Genomic DNA, 17,953 nt, shown 5'->3' with positions numbered 1-17,953 from the left:
CAGTGTGCGTCCTCATCCCGGATGACCGTCAACCCGGGCCCGCAGCAGCATCGGCCCATAGCGCCAGGCATACAGCGCAAACGCCAGCGCCCAGCACAGACCGGCCAGCCACAATGCGGCCAACGGCAAGAACAGGATCAACACCACCCGGCTCAGACACGCCAGGTTGAGCAAAATGAACGCCAGGGTCATGCCCGAGGGCGGTTCCAGGGGGCGACCGGTGTGGCCGAGGCTGACCCGCGCGATCATCGCCAGCACCAGGCCAGCCATGGCCCCTATGGTCAGGCAATGCACCGCCAGACTCGGGTTAACCGGCACACCGAAATGCCACAGCGCCATCACGAGACACGCCACCGCCAGCCAGCCATAGGCCAGATGCAGCGACCACAACAACGGCACGCGCCAGAGTGCCCGGTCATGCCAGCGCACCAGGCGCACCAGATGCCCTGCCGCCAGCACCGCGAACAGCAGGCCCACCCAGACATTGGGGGCGAGCGCAGGTCCTGCGGCATACAACAACGCCACCAGCGGCGAACCGACCAACAGCAGGCGATCCAGCCAGGGCCAGGCGGCAACGCCGTCCACCCGACCAAGGCCGCGCTGGGTGAAGAACGGAATGACCCGCCCGCCGATCAACCCCATCATCGCCGCCACCAGCCAGAGGCCGCTCAGTACGCCCTGGCGCTGCCAGCCTTCATGCCCCTCGACCAGGCCGTACAGAGACAACCCGTCAGCCAAGGCCAATAACATCAAGACCACCACAATCGGGTAGTTACGTTTCTGCCGCACTTTCCACAAGGTGAAGCCCATGAGTACCGCCACCGCCAACGGGAACGCCAGTTCCAGCACGGCGAGCAACGGCCATGGCGCATTGGCCAGCCAGGCCACCCGCGCCAACAACCACAGCAACGCCAGCGCGGCCAACGGTTTGCTGCTGAGGCCGGGACGACCGGTCCAGGTCTGCACCGCCGTCAACAGAAAGCCCGCGATAATCGCCAACCCGAACCCGAACAGCAATTCATGCCGATGCCAGCCCAGCCAACCGCCCGCCGGCTGCCAGTTGGAAATCGAACCACTGAAGGCCGCCAGCCAGAGTGGAATGACCAGCACTGCCAAAAGGCAACCGGCGAGGAAAAATGGCCGAAAGGCCAGCCGAAACAGCGGCGTGATTGCCATCGCTTTACGGCGGTCAAGCACTTGCATAAAACCACTCCTCTACCTTGTTGCTGACCTGACACCAACCCGCAGGCGCCGAGGTAAATCCAGGGGCAATCATCGGGTATTACCGATCCATTGCCGTTGTCGCAGATCAAGTGTGCAAGGGGCGTGCCTCGATACTCATTCGAACCCCGGTGGCGAGGGGGCTTGCCCCCGTTGGAGTGCGAAGCGCTCCTGAAACCAGCATCCGCGACGCGTCATATAGAACCCATCAGCCAGTTTTACGACTGCTGCGCAGCCGAACGGGGGCGAGCCCCCTCGCCACGGGGTGATCGGCTCAGGGTAGAAATGACCCTTTAATGGTTATTTACACCCCAGGCAGCATAGTCTTTTTTACCCTCACACCTGAGAACCCCACTAAACAAAGGCCTCCGGGCCTGGCCCGCGTCTTGCTCAGCATGGGCAACCTTACAGAAACCCTGGATCCCTCTCGATTACCCGGAGTCGTCATGAAAAAAGTCATCCAGCCACTGGCCTGGTTCGTGGTGTTGACCTCAATCCTGGCCGTAGCCAGCGGCGTTTCCCTGGGCCTCGTCTGACTTGATCGCCAGCCCCCTTCTCAATCTTCAGGATGAATTCTCATGGTGCTTCACCGCGTCCATCACCAGATTCTGCGCAGTCATCATCTGTTCGAGCCGTTGAACGAAGAACAGCTGGACGAATTGATGAGTACCAGCCAATTGCTGAGCATCGACAAAGGCGAGCCGTTGTTCCGTCAGGGCGAGCCGGCCGATGCGTTCTACTTCGTGATTGCCGGCGCGGTAAAAATCTACCGGCTGACACCGGATGGGCAGGAGAAAGTGTTCGAGGTCATCAGCGAGCGGCAAACCTTCGCCGAGGCGATGATGCTGATGGACACCCCAAACTATGTGGCCTCGGCCGAAGCGATCTGCCCCACCCAGCTCTATCGTTTATCCAACAGCACCTACATGCGCCTGCTGCAGAGCAATAGTCGGTTGACCTTCGCACTACTGGGCAAGCTCTGCGTTCGCTTACATCAACGGGTCAACGAAATCGAAACCCTGTCGCTGAAAAACGCCACCCACCGGGTCGTGCGTTATCTGCTGACGCAACTGGTGCGCCAGCAAACCGTTGACTGCCAATTCGAACTGCCGATGGCCAAGCAACTGATTGCCGGGCATCTGTCGATCCAGCCAGAAACCTTTTCGCGAATCATCCGCCGCTTGATCGATGAAAACATCATCACTCAGGACGGCCGTCAGATCGCCATTCTTGATCGTCTGCGCCTGGAACAGTTCGAGTGAGTGCCATGCCCGTCTGCCTGTATTGCCAACATGCCAACCTTTCACAAGAAACCGAGTGCCACCAATGCGGCATGCCCCTGCCAGCACTAGCCGAATACGCCGGGGAACGTCGGCAGCGCCGATTCATGTGGTTCTGCGTTGGCCTGACGGTCTTTTGCGTGGTGATGTTTTTCTGGTTGCCGCGCAGCTGAAGATCGCACTTATCCCTGTAGCAGCTGGCGCAGCCTGCGTTCGGCTGCGCAGCAGTCGTAAATCCTGAGCCCACGGTACGACTGAAACACCGCGTTGTATGGTTTTGCGACTGCTGCGCAGCCGAACGCAGCCTTCGGCAGCTGCTACAGGGGCGCAGGTGGTCAAGGACATCACAGTTGGGTCAGCTGGCGGTACAACTGCGGCAAGCGCAGGGGCAGTTGTTCGGGCTGGCGGATCAAGGTGTAGCCATTGGCGCCGAACATGTACGGCAGGTAATCCCCGGCCTCGCGATCGATCGTGATACAGAACGGCGTCAGCCCCTGACGCCGTGCCTCCAGCACCGCTTCGCGGGTGTCCTCGACACCGTAGCGCCCTTCATACAGATCCAGATCATTCGGTTTGCCATCCGTCAGCAGCAGCAACAGTTTGCTGCGCCGCTTGCTCGTGCCCAATAGTTGCGTGGCCTGGCGAATGGCAGCCCCCATGCGTGTGTAATACCCCGGTTTGAGACCTTGAATACGACCTCGGGTGGTGTCGTCATAACGCTGGATGAACGACTTGAGTTCCTGCATGCGCACTTGCTGACGACGCAACGAGGAAAACCCGTACAGGGCGAAATCATCACCCAGCACCGACAAGGTTTCGCCGAACAGCAGCAGGCTGTCGCGGATGACGTCGATAACACGATGCTCATCGTTCAGATGGGCGTCGGTGGACATCGACACGTCGGCCAGCAACAGGCACGCCAGGTCGCGGCGAGTCTGCCGCTGCTCCATGAACAAACCGCGTTCGGCGCACTGGCCATGCTCGCGCTCAACGTGAAAATCCAGCCAGGCCTGCATGTCCAGCTCTGCCCCCTGAGGTTGTTGGCGTAACCATTGACGATCATTGCGCAGGTGCTCGAACTGACGCCGCAAACGGTGCGCCGAGGCCTTCAGGCGTAGCGGCAGCGGCTGCGCCTCACAGTCGCGGGGCACCAGCATTTGCAGGTTGACGAAGCTGTCCTGCATCCGTTGTTTGCGATAGTCCCACTCCGGCAACTTGATGCCCTCGCCGAGGGGAATATCGTCGACATCGGCCGGTGGTAGATCCAGATGCAGCTTTAGACCGCCACCCTTGCGCAGGCGTGTGCGCGACAGCGTCAACTCATCCAGGTCGTCGGCGACTCGGGCAGCATCCGGGTCTTCGCTGTCATCCGACCAGCGATCCAGATCCACGTGCTCGGTCCAGCTGAACAGGTTCTCCAGACGCACCACCAACAGCCCGCCATCGCGGGTGCTTTCATCGATCCGCGTCGCGCGTTTACGCCCGCCTTTCTGCTCGCCGGGTGGCGTGGTCAACGACTCTTCGGATTCATCGCCCAGATCGGCAGCCTGGGGGCTGGCGAGGTGTTGCGGCGGGTACAACCACAGCGGCAGCGGCCACGCGGTCCGTTCGCTACGGGGAAAGTGCTCGACACTGCCGGGCTCGCGCAACGCCTGGCATAACGCCCGTTCCAGTGCCGCTTCGCTGCCGTTCAACGAGGCCGGATCGGGGCGCAATTGCAGATGGGCATCGACTAGTCGTTGGTAACGAACACGCAGCGCGGGATAGCGTCGCAGCAGCTGTTGCGTCCAGCGTTGATTGTCCCGGCCCCAGTGGCGCATCGGCCCGGCCTGTGCCGCCAGCAACGCGAGCCAGCGATAGAGTTCCTCATTCAGTGCCACTTCGGGAAACACCGCCAGGCTTGACGGCAGTCTTAGGTTAGTCGCGTCGCACCATGCCAGTGGCACTTGCTTGCAGGTGCCGGCGATTTGCTGCAACAGGTTGCGCCGCAGCAGCAGATCGCGGTCGCTGGCGGCTTCCACACCGACGCCATTGGCACCGCCCATGGCGCGGAACAACAGCGCCAGCGGGCGTTGCTGGCTGGCCAGTTCAACCCGTGCTTCGGGGAAATCAGGGCTGGCGCGCCGGGTGATGAAACGATGCCAGACACTGCCAACCCACTCTTCCAGTTCGACGGTAAACGCCATGATGCTTGCCCTTGCTGGAAACCAAAAAAACGGCCCGCTGTATCAGCCGGGCCGACCTTTTCTAGCTATTGCACTCGTTCATGAAGGCACAACCGCAGCCGGAGCGCGCAAGGCTGCGCGGCCACGTTGCTTGAAGCTGAACAGGTAACAGAGCAGCCCGGCGAAGAAGCCGATACCGGCACCCAGACGCGCCCAGAACAGCACTTGCAGATGTTCGACCGTGGCCATGAATGGCAATGCGATCCCATCGGCCTGCCAGCGTTGCAGGTAAACCTGTACGACACCGGCCGCGGTGAGGAACAGCGTGATCATCACCATCGACAGGGTCATTAACCAGAAGCCCCAGACTTCGAGGGTCTGTGAACGCTCGTCACCCGCTTCACCCAGCCCGCGCAGGCGTGGCATGGCGTAGCTGATCAAGGTCATCACGATCATCGCGTAAGCACCGTAGAAAGCCAGGTGACCGTGCGCTGCCGTCAATTGCGAACCGTGGGTGTAGAAGTTGACCGGCGCCAGGGTATGCAGAAAGCCCCAGACACCCGCACCGAAGAACGCCGTGACTGTGGTGCCCTTGGCCCACAGCGTGGCGGCACGGTTCGGGTGTTGCCGACGACGGTTCTTCACCATGCTGAAGGCAAAGATCACCATGGCCAGGAACGGCAGCGGTTCGAATGCGGAGAAGATCGAGCCGACCCACAGCCAGACCTCGGGCGCACCGATCCAGAAGAAGTGGTGACCGGTGCCGATGATCCCGGTAATCAGCGCCATGGCGATGATCACGTAGAGCCATTTCTCCACGACTTCCCGGTCGACACCGGTGATCTTGATCAGCACGAAGGCGAGCATCGAGCCCATGATCAGTTCCCACACGCCTTCCACCCAAAGATGCACCACCCACCACCAGTAGAACTTGTCGCGGGCCAGATTACCGGGGTTGTAGAAGGAGAACAGGAAGAACACCGCAAGGCCGATCAACCCGGTCATCATCACCTTGCTGACGGTGGTCTTGCGACCTTTGAGCAAGGTCATGCCGATGTTGTAGAGAAAGCCCAGGCACACCACCACAATGCCCATCTTGGTGATGGTCGGCTGCTCCAGGAACTCCCGGCCCATGGTCGGCAGCAGCTCGTTATGCGTCAATTTGGCCAGGCCCGCATAAGGCACCAGCAGATAGCCGAGAATCGTCAGCACACCAGCAGCGGCGAATACCCAGAACAGAATGATCGCCAGCTTCGGGCTGTGCAGTTCGCGGTCGGCCTCTTCCGGAATCAGGTAATAGGCGGCGCCCATGAAGCCGAACAGCAACCAGACGATCAGCAGATTGGTGTGCACCATCCGCGCCACGTTGAAGGGAATGATCGGGAACAGAAAGTCTCCGATCACGTATTGCACCCCCATGATCAAACCGAACAGCACCTGACCGAGAAACAGCATCAGGGCAAACACGAAGTACGGTTTGGCCACGGCTTGCGAGGCGAATTTCAGATGCGGATTAGCGATGCTCATCTCTTAGCCCTCCTTGTTTGGCGGCCAGCCATTGGTGTTGATGTTCGAGCTCCATTTGAGGAACTCGGCGATGTCATCCACCTCTTGCTCGCTCAACTTGAACTGCGGCATCGCTCGTCGGCCCGGTACGCCCAGCGGCTGCATTTTCATCCAGGCATGTAGAAAAGGTTTAAAGCCCTCCTCCCCGCCGCGCCGCTGGAATACGTTGCCCAGCTCTGGCGCAAAGTAGGCGCCCTCGCCCAGCAACGTGTGGCAGCCGACGCAGTTGTTTTGCTCCCAGACCGTCTTGCCGCGAATCACTGATTCGGTTAACTGCGCTTCGTTGCTGCGCACTGGAAAGGTCTGTTCCGTGTGATAGGTCAAGGCCAGGAATATCAGGAAGAAAAAGACGCTTCCCCCGAAGTAGATATTCCTGGCCATGCCTTTGGTGAAGGTCTCTGACATGGTCGCTTCCTCTTTGCTTGGCGTGCCCATGATAGAAAGCGAGGGGGTAAAACCTGCTTGATGGCGATCAAGAAAGGCAGATGGTTTTGGTCGGGTAATACGCTTAAGTCGTACTCGGTCCATGTAGCAGCAGGCTTCGCCAGCTGCTACATGGATTGGTTAGCCGATCGACAGCAGCGTCAGCCCCACAACGGCCGCCAACACCAGCGCCCAGCTCACCATCAACCGGCGCCACAATCGCGGCGCATGGCGCATCTCCATGAAGCCATCGGTGATCAGCCAGGCCTTGCCAACCGCCACCAGCAAAATGGCAATGGACAACAGCCACGTCGCGCCGACTTGTGACAACACAACGGTGCACACGCTTAATGTGGCCAACGCTGCCCAGCAGACGAGCAACAACCTGGAAGCCGACATCAGAACCTCCGTCAATTCAGCACGTACACCAGCGGAAACAGCACGACCCAGATCAGATCGACCATGTGCCAATACAGCACGCCCGATTCAAACCCGCTGCGGTTGGCGGCGTTGTACTGGCCTCGACGGCAGCGCTCGGCCAGCCATCCGAGAATGACCATGCCGAGCAATACATGGAGAAAATGAAAACCGGTGAGGATCCAGTAGAGGGTGAAAAACGTGTTGTGCTCCATGCCCAGCCCCGAGGCCAGCAAGTGCCGGTATTCGGTAAGTTTCAACACCACGTAGACGCTGCCGGCAAGCAACGCGGCCAGCAGAAGTACGGCGCCGTGGCGGGACCGGGAACGCCTGACTTGCTCCTGAGCCAGCGCGGCGAACAGCCCGGCGGTGAGCAGGCTCAGGGTCATCGCCAGGCCGGTAGAGGTGTTGAGCAATTGACGGCTTTCACCAAACAACTGCGGCTTGAGTGCCTGGGTCACGGCGAACGCCAGAATCAGGATGGCGAACACCGACAACTCGGCCAAAATGAAAAACCACATCGCCAGATCGCCCGGCAGGTGGCCACGCGCAACGCCGCTGGACTCAGCCGAAGTGGACATCAACCACGCCCATCAGCGCCGCAACCGTCAGCGGATCATCGCTCAGCGGCTCGGCCAGGCAAGCCATGCACGCTTCACGCGGGCTCATGCCGGAGCGGATCATTCGCGCGGTAAAAATCAACAGCCGCGTCGAGGCGACTTCCTCAAGATCATGTTGATCCAGCCTTCGCAGGGCCTGCCCCAGCCTGACCACTTGCGCCGCCAACGCGCTGTCCACCTGAGCCTCCCTGGCGACGATGCGCTCTTCATCCGCCACCGGTGGATAGCCGAAACGCATCGCCACGAAACGTTGTCGGGTGCTGGGTTTCATGCCTTTGAGCAGGTTCTGGTAGCCGGGGTTGTACGACACGACCAGCATGAATGAGGACGGCGCCTGCAACACTTCGCCGATGCGTTCCAGGAACAACTCGCGACGATCATCGGCCAGTGGGTGCAGTACGACCACAGTGTCCTGCCGCGCCTCGACCACTTCGTCCAGATAACAAATGCCGCCTTCACGCACCGCGCGGGTCAGCGGCCCGTCCTGCCACCAGGTGCCTTGGGCGCCAATCAGATGACGGCCAATCAGGTCGGCGGCACTCAGGTCGTCATGGCAAGCCACGGTGTACAGCGGCAGCTTCAGCCGATGGGCCATGTGCTGGACGAAACGGGTCTTGCCACACCCCGTCGGGCCTTTGATCAGCACCGGCATGCCGTGTCGCCAGGCCTGCTCGAACAGCGCCTCCTCATTATTGAGCGGTTGATAGAAGGGTTCGCAAGACTGGATTCGGTCCATGGGCTGTCTGTTCCAAAAGCGGATTCAAGCCACACGCTACGGGCGCCTGCGACAACCTGGCAAGTGACATGGCCGGCAAACTTGATCGCGGTCAAGCAAGCATTGGCCTGCTCGGGCATAGCCTTGCACGGCACTAAGAACCTGCGTTCTGCGCTGCCGTTCCAGCACATCGCAAAGGTCTTGCCTGAGGAGAAATGGAATGCTGATCAGCAATAGAAAAACGTTTGCTCTGACTGTCGCCACACTGTGTTCGGCGCTGGCCCTTGCGGTGACTCATGCGGCCCGGGCCGACGAGCCCGCTGCTGCTGCTGCCAGCCCGCTGATGGTCAAAACCGCCGGAGCGCCCGACATGAGTCAGGCCGAGTTCGACGCGTCCAAGGAAATCTACTTCCAGCGCTGCGCCGGCTGCCACGGCGTGCTGCGCAAAGGCGCCACGGGTAAACCACTGACGCCGGACATCACCCAGTCTCGCGGCCAACCGTATCTGGAGGCGTTGATTACCTTCGGTTCACCAGCGGGCATGCCGAACTGGGGAACATCGAATGCACTGACCAAGGATCAGATCACGGCCATGGCCAAGTTCATTCAGCACACACCGCCCACACCACCGGAATGGGGCATGGCCGAGACGCTGAAAACCTGGAAAGTGCTGGTCAAGCCCGAGGATCGTCCGAAGAAGCAACTGAGCAAACTCAATCTGCCGAACCTGTTTTCGGTGACGTTGCGCGATGACGGCAAGATTGCCCTGATCGACGGTGACAGCAAGAAAATCGTCAAGCTGATCGAGACCGGTTACGCGGTGCACATCTCGCGCATTTCTGCCTCCGGTCGCTACCTGCTGGTGATTGGTCGAGACGCCCGGATCGACATGATCGACCTGTGGCCGGTGGAGCCGACCAAGGTCGCCGAGGTCAAAGTGGGCATCGAGGCGCGCTCGGTGGAGACCTCCAAGTTCAAGGGTTACGAAGACAAATACACGGTCGCCGGCTCCTATTGGCCACCACAATTCACCATCATGGATGGCGAAACCCTGGAGCCCAAACAGATCGTCTCGACCCGCGGCATGACTGTCGACAAGCAGGAATATCACCCGGAACCCCGGGTCGCGGCGATCATCGCCTCCCACGAATGGCCGGAGTTCATCGTCAACGTCAAGGAAACCGGCAAGGTCATGCTGGTCAATTACCAGGACATCAAAAACCTCACCATCACCTACATCGATGCTGCCCCCTTCCTGCATGACGGCGGTTGGGACAGCACCCATCGCTATTTCATGACCGCCGCCAACAACTCCAACAAAGTCGCCGTGATCGACTCCAAGGATCGCAGGTTGGCCGCCCTGGTGGACGTCGGCAAAACCCCTCACCCGGGTCGTGGCGCCAACTTTGATCATCCTGTCTACGGCCCGGTCTGGGCCACCAGCCACCTGGGAGACGACGGTATCTCGCTGATCGGTACCGACCCGGCCAAACACCCGCAATACGCCTGGAAACAGGTCGCCTCGCTCAAGGGCCAGGGCGGCGGTTCGTTGTTCATCAAAACCCACCCCAACTCGCGCCACCTGTATGTCGACACCACCCTCAACCCGGACGCCAAGCTGAGCCAGTCGGTGGCGGTGTTCAACCTCGACAAACTCGACGCCGGCTACACCGTGCTGCCCATCGCCGAGTATGCCGGCATCAAGCAAGGCGCCATGCGGGTCGTGCAGCCGGAATACAACAAGGCCGGCGATGAGGTCTGGTTCTCCGTGTGGAGCGGTCAATCAGAGGAGTCGGCACTGGTGGTGATCGACGACAAAACGCTGAAGCTCAAATCGGTGATCAAGGACAAACGCCTGATTACCCCCACCGGGAAATTCAATGTCTACAACACCCAACACGACATTTATTGAGCTCCATCAATGCAAGGAACGACCATGAAAAATACTCTGCTTTCACTGTTCGCCCTGACCGCTGCGCTGAGCGTGCAGCCGGTTGTGGCCCAAGATGCGCAGGAACTGTTCAAGAGCAAACCCTGCGCCGCCTGCCATTCCATCGACACCAAGCTTGTCGGCCCGGCGCTCAAGGATGTCGCGGCCAAGAACGCTGGCGTACCCGAGGCCGTCGACACCCTGGCCAACCACATCAAGAACGGTACGCAAGGCAACTGGGGCCCGATACCAATGCCGGCCAACCCGGTGACGGATGATGAAGCGAAGACACTTGCAACTTGGGTCCTGAGTCTCAAATAGCCAACGGAGGGCGCCATGATGGTTCATCGACACGCAGTGGTTCTGGCGGCCCTCCTCCTTTTTTGCGCGACCTCGGTTGCGGCGCCGAACGCCAAGCGTCAGGCACAACTCGAGCACCTGCTGGCCCAGGATTGCGGCGCCTGCCATGGACTGCACATGACCGGCGGGCTGGGTCCCGACCTGACGCGCGCAACGCTGGCAGGCAAGTCCCGCGACAGCCTGATCGCCACCGTCACCCAAGGTCGCCCCGGCACCGCGATGCCCGGTTGGGCCCCGTTGCTCAGCCCGGACGACATCCGTTGGCTGGTCGATCTTCTTCTCCAGGGATATCCCGCACCATGATCCGTTCAACCCTGCTTTTAGCGGCGACCGGGCTGTTGTTGTCCGCCTGCGCTCAGTCACCTTTGCGTGGTACCGGCGATCTGGGCGTGGTGGTGGAGCGCGCCACCGGCAGCGTGCAAATCATCGAAAGCGCTACCCACACCGCGCTGGCCCGCCTCGAGGGCTTCGGCGATCTGTCCCATGCCTCGGTGGTGTTTTCCCGCGACCAGCGTTATGCCTATGTGTTCGGCCGCGACGGCGGGTTGAGCAAAATTGACCTGCTGACCCAACGCATCGACCATCGCGTCATCCAGGGCGGCAACAGCATCGGCGGCGCCATCAGTCAGGACGGCAAGTTGATCGCAGTCTCCAACTACGTGCCCGGCGGCGTGAAGGTGTTCGATGCCGTCACTCTGCAACAGGTGGCCGATATTCCCGCGACACCGCTCGCCGATGGCAGCAAACGCTCACGGGTGGTCGGCCTGGTCGACGCGCCCGGTCAGCGTTTTGTGTTCAGCCTGTTCGATACCGGCGAGATCTGGAGCGCGAATTTCAGTCAAGGCAACACGCCGCAGATCAGCCGCTTCACCGGCATCGGCCAGCAACCCTATGACGCGCTGATTACCCCCGATGGTCGCTATTACATGGCTGGGCTGTTCGGCGAAGACGGCATGGCGCAACTCGACCTCTGGCACCCCGAGCGCGGGGTGCAGCGAGTGCTCGGTGATTACGGACGCGGCCAGGCGAAGTTGCCCGTCTACAAGATGCCGCATCTAGAGGGTTGGGCCGTTGCCGACAACCAGGCCTTCGTACCCGCCGTCGGCCGTCATCAGGTGCTGGTGATGGATTCCCGCTCGTGGCAGCAGACCGCTGTCATCCCGGTGGCCGGCCAACCGGTGTTCGTCACGTCGCGGCCGGACGGTCGGCAACTGTGGGTCAATTTCGCCTACCCGGACAACGATCGGGTCCAGGTCATCGACACCGAAACCCGTGCCGTAGTCGCCGATCTGCGACCGGGGCCGGCGGTGCTGCACATGGAATTCACCGCGCGCGGCGACCAGTTGTGGCTGTCGTTACGCGATGGCGATCAGGTTCAGGTCTGGGATCCGTACAGCCTGAAGCAGCTGAGCACCCTTCCCGCCACCGCGCCGAGCGGCATCTTCTTTAGCAGTCGCGCGCAGAAAATGGGCTATTGAAATGAACCTCGACCTGCTCAGCCGCCAACTGATCGACCGCTTCCAGCACGGCATGCCGTTGTGCCCGGAACCTTACAAGGAGATGGCCCGGATTCTCGGTTGTCGCGAGGCCCAGGTGATGGCTTGTCTGGACGCCATGGATCAGGCCGGCGCCCTCTCACGGATCGGCCCGGTGTTCGAACACCGCCGCGCCGGGGCCAGCACCCTCGCCGCCTTCGCCGTGCCCGCCGAACGTCTGCAACAGGTCGCCGAGTGCGTCAGCCAGTATCACGAGGTCAATCACAACTACGCACGGGAGCATTTCTACAACCTGTGGTTTGTGCTGACCGGGCCTGATCGCCCCCACATCGAACGTGTTCTCGAAGCACTTGAGAACGAAACCGGCCTTGTTCCGCTGGATCTGCCGATGTTGACCGCTTACCGCATCGACCTCGGTTTTGCCTTGGGAGAAGGCCCATGAAGACGGGATTGAGCCCCGAACAGACACAAGCCTTACGAAGGCACCTGGAAGACGGATTACCGCGTGTTTCGCGCCCCTATCAAACCCTCGCGGAACGGATAAACGCCGACGAAAACCAGGTGCTCGCGCAGATGCACCAGTGGCACGAACAGGGGCTGTTTCGCCGGGTCGGCCTGGTGCTCAACCATCGCGCCCTGGGCTTTACCGCCAACGCCATGCTGGTGCTGGATGTTCCGGACGCGCTGATCGACGAAGTCGGCCAGCGCCTGGGGCGAGCGTCCGGTATCACCCTCTGCTATCAACGGCCACGGCGCCTGCCGCAGTGGCGCTACAACCTGTTCTGCATGGTTCACGGACGCCAACGCGCGCAGGTCGAGGCGCAGATCCAGGCGTTGCTGGAAGAACACTTGCTGAGTGACCTGCCCCATCAACTGCTGTTCAGCACCCATGCCTTCAAACAATGCGGCGGACGCTTTGCCGCCTCCTCAACGGGAACCAAGCCCCATGGATGATCTTGACCGTCGGTTGATCAACCGCTTGCAACTGGGCCTGCCACTGGTGCGTAACCCCTGGCAGGCGCTGGCCAGCGAACTGGACAGCAGCAGTACTGAATTGCTCCACCGCCTCCACGAACTGCTCTGTGAAGGAATACTCACGCGCTTCGGTCCGATGTTCGACATCGAACGCCTCGGTGGCGCCTTCACCCTCGCGGCGCTGGCCGTGCCGGAAGAACGGTTCGAAGAGGTCGCCGAGCAACTGCATGCCCTGCCTGAAGTGGCGCACAACTATCGACGCGAACACGCCTGGAACATGTGGTTCGTGCTCGGCTGCGCGACCGAACAAGACGTCACCGAAACCTTGCAATACATCGAAACCCTGACCGGTTTGCCGCTGCTCAACTTGCCTAAAGAGGAGACTTACCATGTCGGTCTGTACTTCCCGGTCTGAAGACACACTGGCACACCGGCTGATTGAACTGACCCAGGCCGGCCTGCCGCTGCTGGACGACCCGTGGGCCTGGCTCGCCGAACAGCTGGACCTGAGCATCGAATCCACCCTGGATCTGCTCAAGCGCTTGCAGGCCGAGGGCGCGATCCGGCGCATCGCCGCCGTCCCCAACCACTATCGCCTGGGCTATCGCTACAACGGCATGACCGTTTGGGATGTGCGCGACACCGACATGCCGCGCCTCGGCGCGCTGATCGGCGCACAGCCTTTTGTCAGCCACTGTTATCGACGCCCGCGACGAACTGCGTGGCGCTACAACCTGTTCGCCATGGTGCACGGTCGCAGCCGCGAGGAAATCGACAGTTACCGCGAACACCTGCGCTACTTGCTGGGCGACGCCTGTGTCGCCGACGAGATGCTGGTGAGCAGTCGCATCCTGAAAAAAACCGGTGTGCGTTTAATGCCGCTCAGTTCAACGCATACCTTGTAGCAGCTGGCGAAGCCTGCGTTCGGCTGCGAAGCAGTCGTGAAATCAGGCGATACGGTGTTTCAGATAAACCTTGCACACAGGTTATACGACTGCTGCGCAGCCGAACGCAGCCTCGCAAGCTCGACAGCTGCTACGGGCATCAGGCTTGCGTTTGCTTATTGCTTCGCGCTGAACACACCCTGACTCAAGGAGAGTTGCATGTTGAGGATCAGCCAATACCTGCGTGCCCTGACCGGCCAGGTGCCCGCCCCCAGAACCAGCCCACCGGGCAGCAACCGGCCGCCGGTGGTGATCTGGAACCTGCTCAGGCGCTGCAACCTGACCTGCAAACACTGCTACGCCACGTCCGCCGACAGCGTCTTTCGCGACGAACTGGATACGCCCGCCGCGCTGACGGTGATCGACGATCTGCACGATGCCGGCGTGAAGGTATTGATTCTTTCCGGCGGTGAACCCCTGCTGCGTGACGATCTGTTTGTCCTCAGCGCCTACGCCCGCGCCAAGGGTTTCTTCGTAGCGTTGTCCACCAATGGCACATTGATCGATGAGCAGAACATCGCGCAGATCCGCGCAGCGAATTTCGACTATGTCGGGATCAGCATCGATGGCCTGGAAGCCACCCATGACGCCTTCCGCCAATTGAAGGGCAGCTTCGCCAGTTCCATGCGGGCGATCCGGCTCTGTCGCGAACAGGGCATTCGCGTAGGCCTGCGCACCACCCTGACCCAGGAGAACCATGCGCAGCTGCCCCAACTGCTGGCGTTGATGCGCGAGTACGACGTGCAAAAGTTTTATCTATCACACCTCAACTACAGCGGTCGCGGCAAACGCAGCCGCCAGCTCGACGCCCGGCAGCAGATGAGCCGCGAGGCGATGACGCTGATCTTCAAACGGGCCTGGGAGGACATCCAGCACGGTCGCGACAGCGATTTTGTCAGCGGCAACAACGATGCCGACGCGGTTCTCTTGCTGCAATGGGTGGGCCTGCATCTACCCGAACATTACCGGCGCCTGGAACACATGCTCCGCGCCTGGGGCGGCAACGCCTCGGGCAGCGGCATCGCCAACATCGACAACACCGGCGAAGTGCACCCCGACACCTATTGGTGGCAGCACTCGGTGGGCAATGTCCGGCGCACGCCGTTTCGCACGCTGTGGCTGGACCGCCCGGACGCCTTGTTGCAGCAGCTGCGCGAGCATCCTCGGGCCGTCGGTGGCCGCTGTGCTCAATGCCGCTGGCTAAGCATCTGCAACGGCAATACCCGCACCCGCGCCTGGGCCGAAGGTGATCTCTGGGGCCAGGACCCCGGATGCCACCTCAGCGATGAAGAAATCGGCATACCACCATTAACGACCATCCCTTGCGTCATGCACTGAAGCACCCGCCTGGCGAGCCATCTGACAAAGGATGGGGCCGGCCCACCTGATGAAGTACCAAGGACGTCCCATGCATCCATCGATTATTTTACCGGCGGCACTTGAGTCCCCGTTCAGACCGGGCGAAGTCGCCCTGGTCGGCGCTGGCCCCGGCGATCCACGCTTGCTGACCCTGCGCGCCTGGAGCCTGTTGATGCAAGCCGACGCCGTGGTTTACGACCGCCTGATCAGCCCCGAGCTGCTGGCATTGATCCCCCTCACCTGCGCCCGGCATTACGTCGGCAAGGCCAGCGGCTGCCACAGCCTGCCACAGGATCAGATCAACGAACTACTCGCCGACCTCGCCGATCTGGGGCAGCGTGTGGTCCGGCTCAAAGGTGGCGACCCGTTCATCTTCGGCCGTGGCGCCGAGGAGCTGGAGTATCTGCTGCAACGCAACATTGACTGCCAGGTCGTCCCCGGCATTACTGCCGCCTCCGGGTGTAGCGCTTACGCCGGCATTCCGCTGACCCATCGGGATCTGGTCAACTCTTGTCGATTCATCACCGGGCACCTGCAACACGATGGTGAGTTGCAATTACCCTGGAGCAGCCTCGTCGACAGCAGCCAGACCCTGGTGTTTTACATGGGGTTATCAAATCTCGGGATTATCGCCCAGCGCTTGATCGAAGCCGGAATGCCCGCCGAGACACCGGCGGCGCTGATCAGCAATGGCACGCGTCCCGACCAGCATGTTGCACGAGGCAGGCTGCACCAATTGCCGACCCTGGCGCGGGAATGCCCACCTGGCATTCCGACGCTTGCGGTGATCGGCAAAGTGGTCGATCTGTTCGCTGCCCAACAACAGGAATTCCCGGCGCGCTTTTACCCCGCAGCGCTGCAACGCCAGCGCAAGGTGGCGATATGAGGCGCATGGTGCTTGGCCCATTGTTATGGATCGGTGCGGCTCACGCCGGTGCAGCGATTCCGCCCACCGACGCGGCCGCCAACCTCTACCAACAGCATTGCCAGAGCTGCCATGGCGCCAACCGTCTCGGCGGTACGGGACCGGCCTTGCTGCCGGAAAGCCTGAGCCGGATCAAACCCGACGAAATCCGCAGCGTGATCCAGGACGGTCGTCCCGCGAGTCAGATGAGCGGGTATGTCAACGTGTTCAACGCCACGCAGATCGACGCACTGGTGGACTACCTCCAGCAACCACCCGCCACCCCACCCACCTGGAGTAACGATGACATTCGCGGCAGTCATTCGATTCTCGCCGATATCAACAAACTGCCCGACACGCCCCAGCATCGCGCCGATCCACTGAACCTGTTTGTGGTGGTGGAAGCCGGTGATCATCACATCGACATCCTCGACGGCGACCGCTTTGAAGTGCTGGCTCGGTTCGCTTCGCACTTTGCAGTGCATGGCGGGCCGAAGTTTTCGCCGGACGGACGCTTCGTCTACGTGGCTTCTCGCGATGGCTGGATCAGCCTGTATGACTTGCATAACCTGAAACTGATCGCCGAGGTCCGCGCCGGGCTCAACACCCGCAACCTCGCGGTGAGCAAGGACGGCCGATGGGTGCTGGTGGGCAACTACCTGCCTGGTAACCTGGTGGTGCTCGATGCCCGTGATCTGTCATTGGTCAAAACCATTCCGGCGATCGGCCAGGACGGCACCGCGTCACGGGTCAGCGCGGTTTATACCGCACCGCCACGGGACAGCTTCATCGTGGCGCTCAAGGACGTGAAGGAAGTCTGGGAGCTGCCGAGCGCAGGCACGCCGGACTTCGAACCGCGCCGGATCCACGCCGGGGATGTGCTGGACGACTTTTCCTTTTCACCGGACTACAAGCAACTGCTGGCCACGTCGCGCGCGGCCAAGGGCGGCCAGGTGATCGACCTCGACAGTGGCAAGGTGGTCACCGACATTCCACTGCCGGGCATGCCGCACCTGGGGTCCGGGACCTACTGGAAACGTAACGGTGAGTGGGTGTTCGCCACGCCGAACATCAGCAAGGGCCTGATCTCGGTCATCGACTTCAAGACCTGGAAACTGCTCAAGGAAATACCGACCCTGGGGCCGGGCTTCTTCATGCGCAGCCACGTCAACTCGCGGTATGCCTGGACCGACGTGTTCTTCGGCCCCGACAACGATGCGATCCACCTGATCGACAAACAGACCCTGGAAATCGCCCACACCCTGCGCCCGATGCCCGGAAAGACCGCCGCCCACGTCGAATTCACCCGCGACGGTCGCTACCTGCTGCTGAGTATCTGGGCCACTGACGGTGCGCTGATCGTCTACGACAGCAACACCCTCGAGGAGGTCAAACGCCTGCCGATGAACAAGCCGTCGGGTAAGTACAACGTGGGCAATAAAATCGAGTTTGCCGAGGGTACGTCGCACTAGGCGTTGCGCCCCGGCTTAAGATGCGCAAACGCACACCCTGTGGCGAGGGGGCTTGCCCCCGTTGGGTCGCGAAGCGGCCCTGAAATCAGTTACTCGATTGCGTCAG

At 61.2% G+C, this 17,953-nt stretch carries 20 protein-coding genes; 13 read left to right on the top strand and 7 right to left on the bottom strand.

Annotated elements, in window-relative coordinates; all coding sequences use genetic code 11:
- Positions 1-12 precede the first annotated feature (12 nt).
- Positions 13-1,203, bottom strand: a complete 1,191-nt coding sequence (locus AF70_RS18770; RefSeq protein ID WP_028940885.1) for an NnrS family protein — start codon at positions 1,201-1,203, stop codon at positions 13-15.
- A gap of 596 nt (positions 1,204-1,799) precedes the next feature.
- On the opposite strand from AF70_RS18770, the gene AF70_RS18765 reads away from it, so the two are divergent.
- Together AF70_RS18765 and AF70_RS29860 are read left to right on the top strand one after the other, a co-directional pair.
- On the top strand, positions 1,800-2,483 hold the full coding sequence (locus tag AF70_RS18765) for a Crp/Fnr family transcriptional regulator (RefSeq protein ID WP_018927791.1): 684 nt from the start codon (positions 1,800-1,802) through the stop codon (positions 2,481-2,483).
- Positions 2,480-2,674, top strand: coding sequence for a hypothetical protein (locus tag AF70_RS29860; protein WP_028940886.1), 195 nt, complete (start codon positions 2,480-2,482; stop codon positions 2,672-2,674). Before AF70_RS18765 ends, AF70_RS29860 begins: the two co-directional genes overlap by 4 nt.
- A gap of 171 nt (positions 2,675-2,845) precedes the next feature.
- On the opposite strand, the gene AF70_RS18760 is transcribed toward AF70_RS29860, so the two are convergent.
- The 6 genes from AF70_RS18760 to AF70_RS18735 all read right to left on the bottom strand — a co-directional run bounded on the left by AF70_RS18760 (position 2,846) and on the right by AF70_RS18735 (position 8,419).
- Entirely contained in the window at positions 2,846-4,687 is a 1,842-nt protein-coding gene (locus AF70_RS18760; RefSeq protein WP_028940887.1) for a nitric oxide reductase activation protein NorD, read from the bottom strand.
- 78 nt (positions 4,688-4,765) lie between these two features.
- Positions 4,766-6,193, bottom strand: a complete 1,428-nt coding sequence (locus tag AF70_RS18755) for a cbb3-type cytochrome c oxidase subunit I (protein ID WP_028940888.1) — start codon at positions 6,191-6,193, stop codon at positions 4,766-4,768.
- 3 nt (positions 6,194-6,196) lie between these two features.
- Positions 6,197-6,637, bottom strand: a complete 441-nt coding sequence (locus tag AF70_RS18750; RefSeq protein ID WP_018927787.1) for a cytochrome c — start codon at positions 6,635-6,637, stop codon at positions 6,197-6,199.
- Positions 6,638-6,796: 159 nt separating this feature from the next.
- Positions 6,797-7,054 (bottom strand): cytochrome C oxidase subunit IV family protein, encoded by a 258-nt coding sequence (locus AF70_RS18745; protein ID WP_028940889.1) that lies wholly within the window; start codon positions 7,052-7,054, stop codon positions 6,797-6,799.
- Positions 7,055-7,065: 11 nt separating this feature from the next.
- Complete coding sequence (locus AF70_RS18740; protein ID WP_028940890.1) at positions 7,066-7,653, bottom strand: cytochrome c oxidase subunit 3 family protein; 588 nt, start codon at positions 7,651-7,653, stop codon at positions 7,066-7,068.
- On the bottom strand, positions 7,637-8,419 hold the full coding sequence (locus AF70_RS18735) for a CbbQ/NirQ/NorQ/GpvN family protein (RefSeq protein WP_371929206.1): 783 nt from the start codon (positions 8,417-8,419) through the stop codon (positions 7,637-7,639). The genes AF70_RS18740 and AF70_RS18735 overlap by 17 nt, the downstream gene beginning before the upstream one ends.
- Before the next feature lie 208 nt (positions 8,420-8,627).
- Here AF70_RS18735 and AF70_RS18730 point away from each other — a divergent pair, with 208 nt between their 5' ends.
- From AF70_RS18730 to AF70_RS18680, 11 genes are all read left to right on the top strand, one after another.
- Positions 8,628-10,319 carry a nitrite reductase gene (locus tag AF70_RS18730; protein ID WP_028940892.1) on the top strand — a complete coding sequence of 564 codons (1,692 nt, stop codon included), beginning with the start codon at positions 8,628-8,630 and terminating at the stop codon, positions 10,317-10,319.
- 24 nt (positions 10,320-10,343) lie between these two features.
- On the top strand, positions 10,344-10,658 hold the full coding sequence (locus AF70_RS18725) for a c-type cytochrome (protein WP_019649087.1): 315 nt from the start codon (positions 10,344-10,346) through the stop codon (positions 10,656-10,658).
- A gap of 15 nt (positions 10,659-10,673) precedes the next feature.
- Complete coding sequence (locus AF70_RS18720; protein WP_018927781.1) at positions 10,674-11,000, top strand: cytochrome c; 327 nt, start codon at positions 10,674-10,676, stop codon at positions 10,998-11,000.
- On the top strand, positions 10,997-12,175 hold the full coding sequence (locus AF70_RS18715; RefSeq protein ID WP_028940893.1) for a cytochrome D1 domain-containing protein: 1,179 nt from the start codon (positions 10,997-10,999) through the stop codon (positions 12,173-12,175). Before AF70_RS18720 ends, AF70_RS18715 begins: the two co-directional genes overlap by 4 nt.
- Before the next feature lies 1 nt (position 12,176).
- Entirely contained in the window at positions 12,177-12,635 is a 459-nt protein-coding gene (locus AF70_RS18710) for an Lrp/AsnC family transcriptional regulator (RefSeq protein WP_028940894.1), read from the top strand.
- Positions 12,632-13,147, top strand: a complete 516-nt coding sequence (locus AF70_RS18705) for an Lrp/AsnC family transcriptional regulator (RefSeq protein ID WP_028940895.1) — start codon at positions 12,632-12,634, stop codon at positions 13,145-13,147. Before AF70_RS18710 ends, AF70_RS18705 begins: the two co-directional genes overlap by 4 nt.
- Positions 13,140-13,583, top strand: coding sequence for an Lrp/AsnC family transcriptional regulator (locus tag AF70_RS18700; RefSeq protein ID WP_019649090.1), 444 nt, complete (start codon positions 13,140-13,142; stop codon positions 13,581-13,583). Before AF70_RS18705 ends, AF70_RS18700 begins: the two co-directional genes overlap by 8 nt.
- The gene (locus tag AF70_RS18695) at positions 13,558-14,073 is read left to right on the top strand and encodes an Lrp/AsnC family transcriptional regulator (protein WP_018927776.1); all 516 of its coding nucleotides are present in this window, start codon (positions 13,558-13,560) and stop codon (positions 14,071-14,073) included. The genes AF70_RS18700 and AF70_RS18695 overlap by 26 nt, the downstream gene beginning before the upstream one ends.
- Before the next feature lie 198 nt (positions 14,074-14,271).
- A complete protein-coding gene (gene nirJ, locus AF70_RS18690) occupies positions 14,272-15,450 on the top strand; it encodes a heme d1 biosynthesis radical SAM protein NirJ (protein WP_019649091.1) in 1,179 nt (392 codons plus the stop codon).
- Between the two features lie 70 nt (positions 15,451-15,520).
- A complete protein-coding gene (cobA, locus tag AF70_RS18685; RefSeq protein WP_028940896.1) occupies positions 15,521-16,357 on the top strand; it encodes a uroporphyrinogen-III C-methyltransferase in 837 nt (278 codons plus the stop codon).
- Positions 16,354-17,847, top strand: a complete 1,494-nt coding sequence (locus tag AF70_RS18680) for a nitrite reductase (protein WP_028940897.1) — start codon at positions 16,354-16,356, stop codon at positions 17,845-17,847. The genes cobA and AF70_RS18680 overlap by 4 nt, the downstream gene beginning before the upstream one ends.
- Positions 17,848-17,953: the final 106 nt, after the last annotated feature.

It is taken from the genome of Pseudomonas sp. KD5 (assembly GCF_012932895.1).
Classification (GTDB): Bacteria; Pseudomonadota; Gammaproteobacteria; order Pseudomonadales; family Pseudomonadaceae; genus Aquipseudomonas.
Note: the sequence above shows the minus strand (reverse complement) of the source record. Positions and strands in the feature narration are given on the sequence as shown.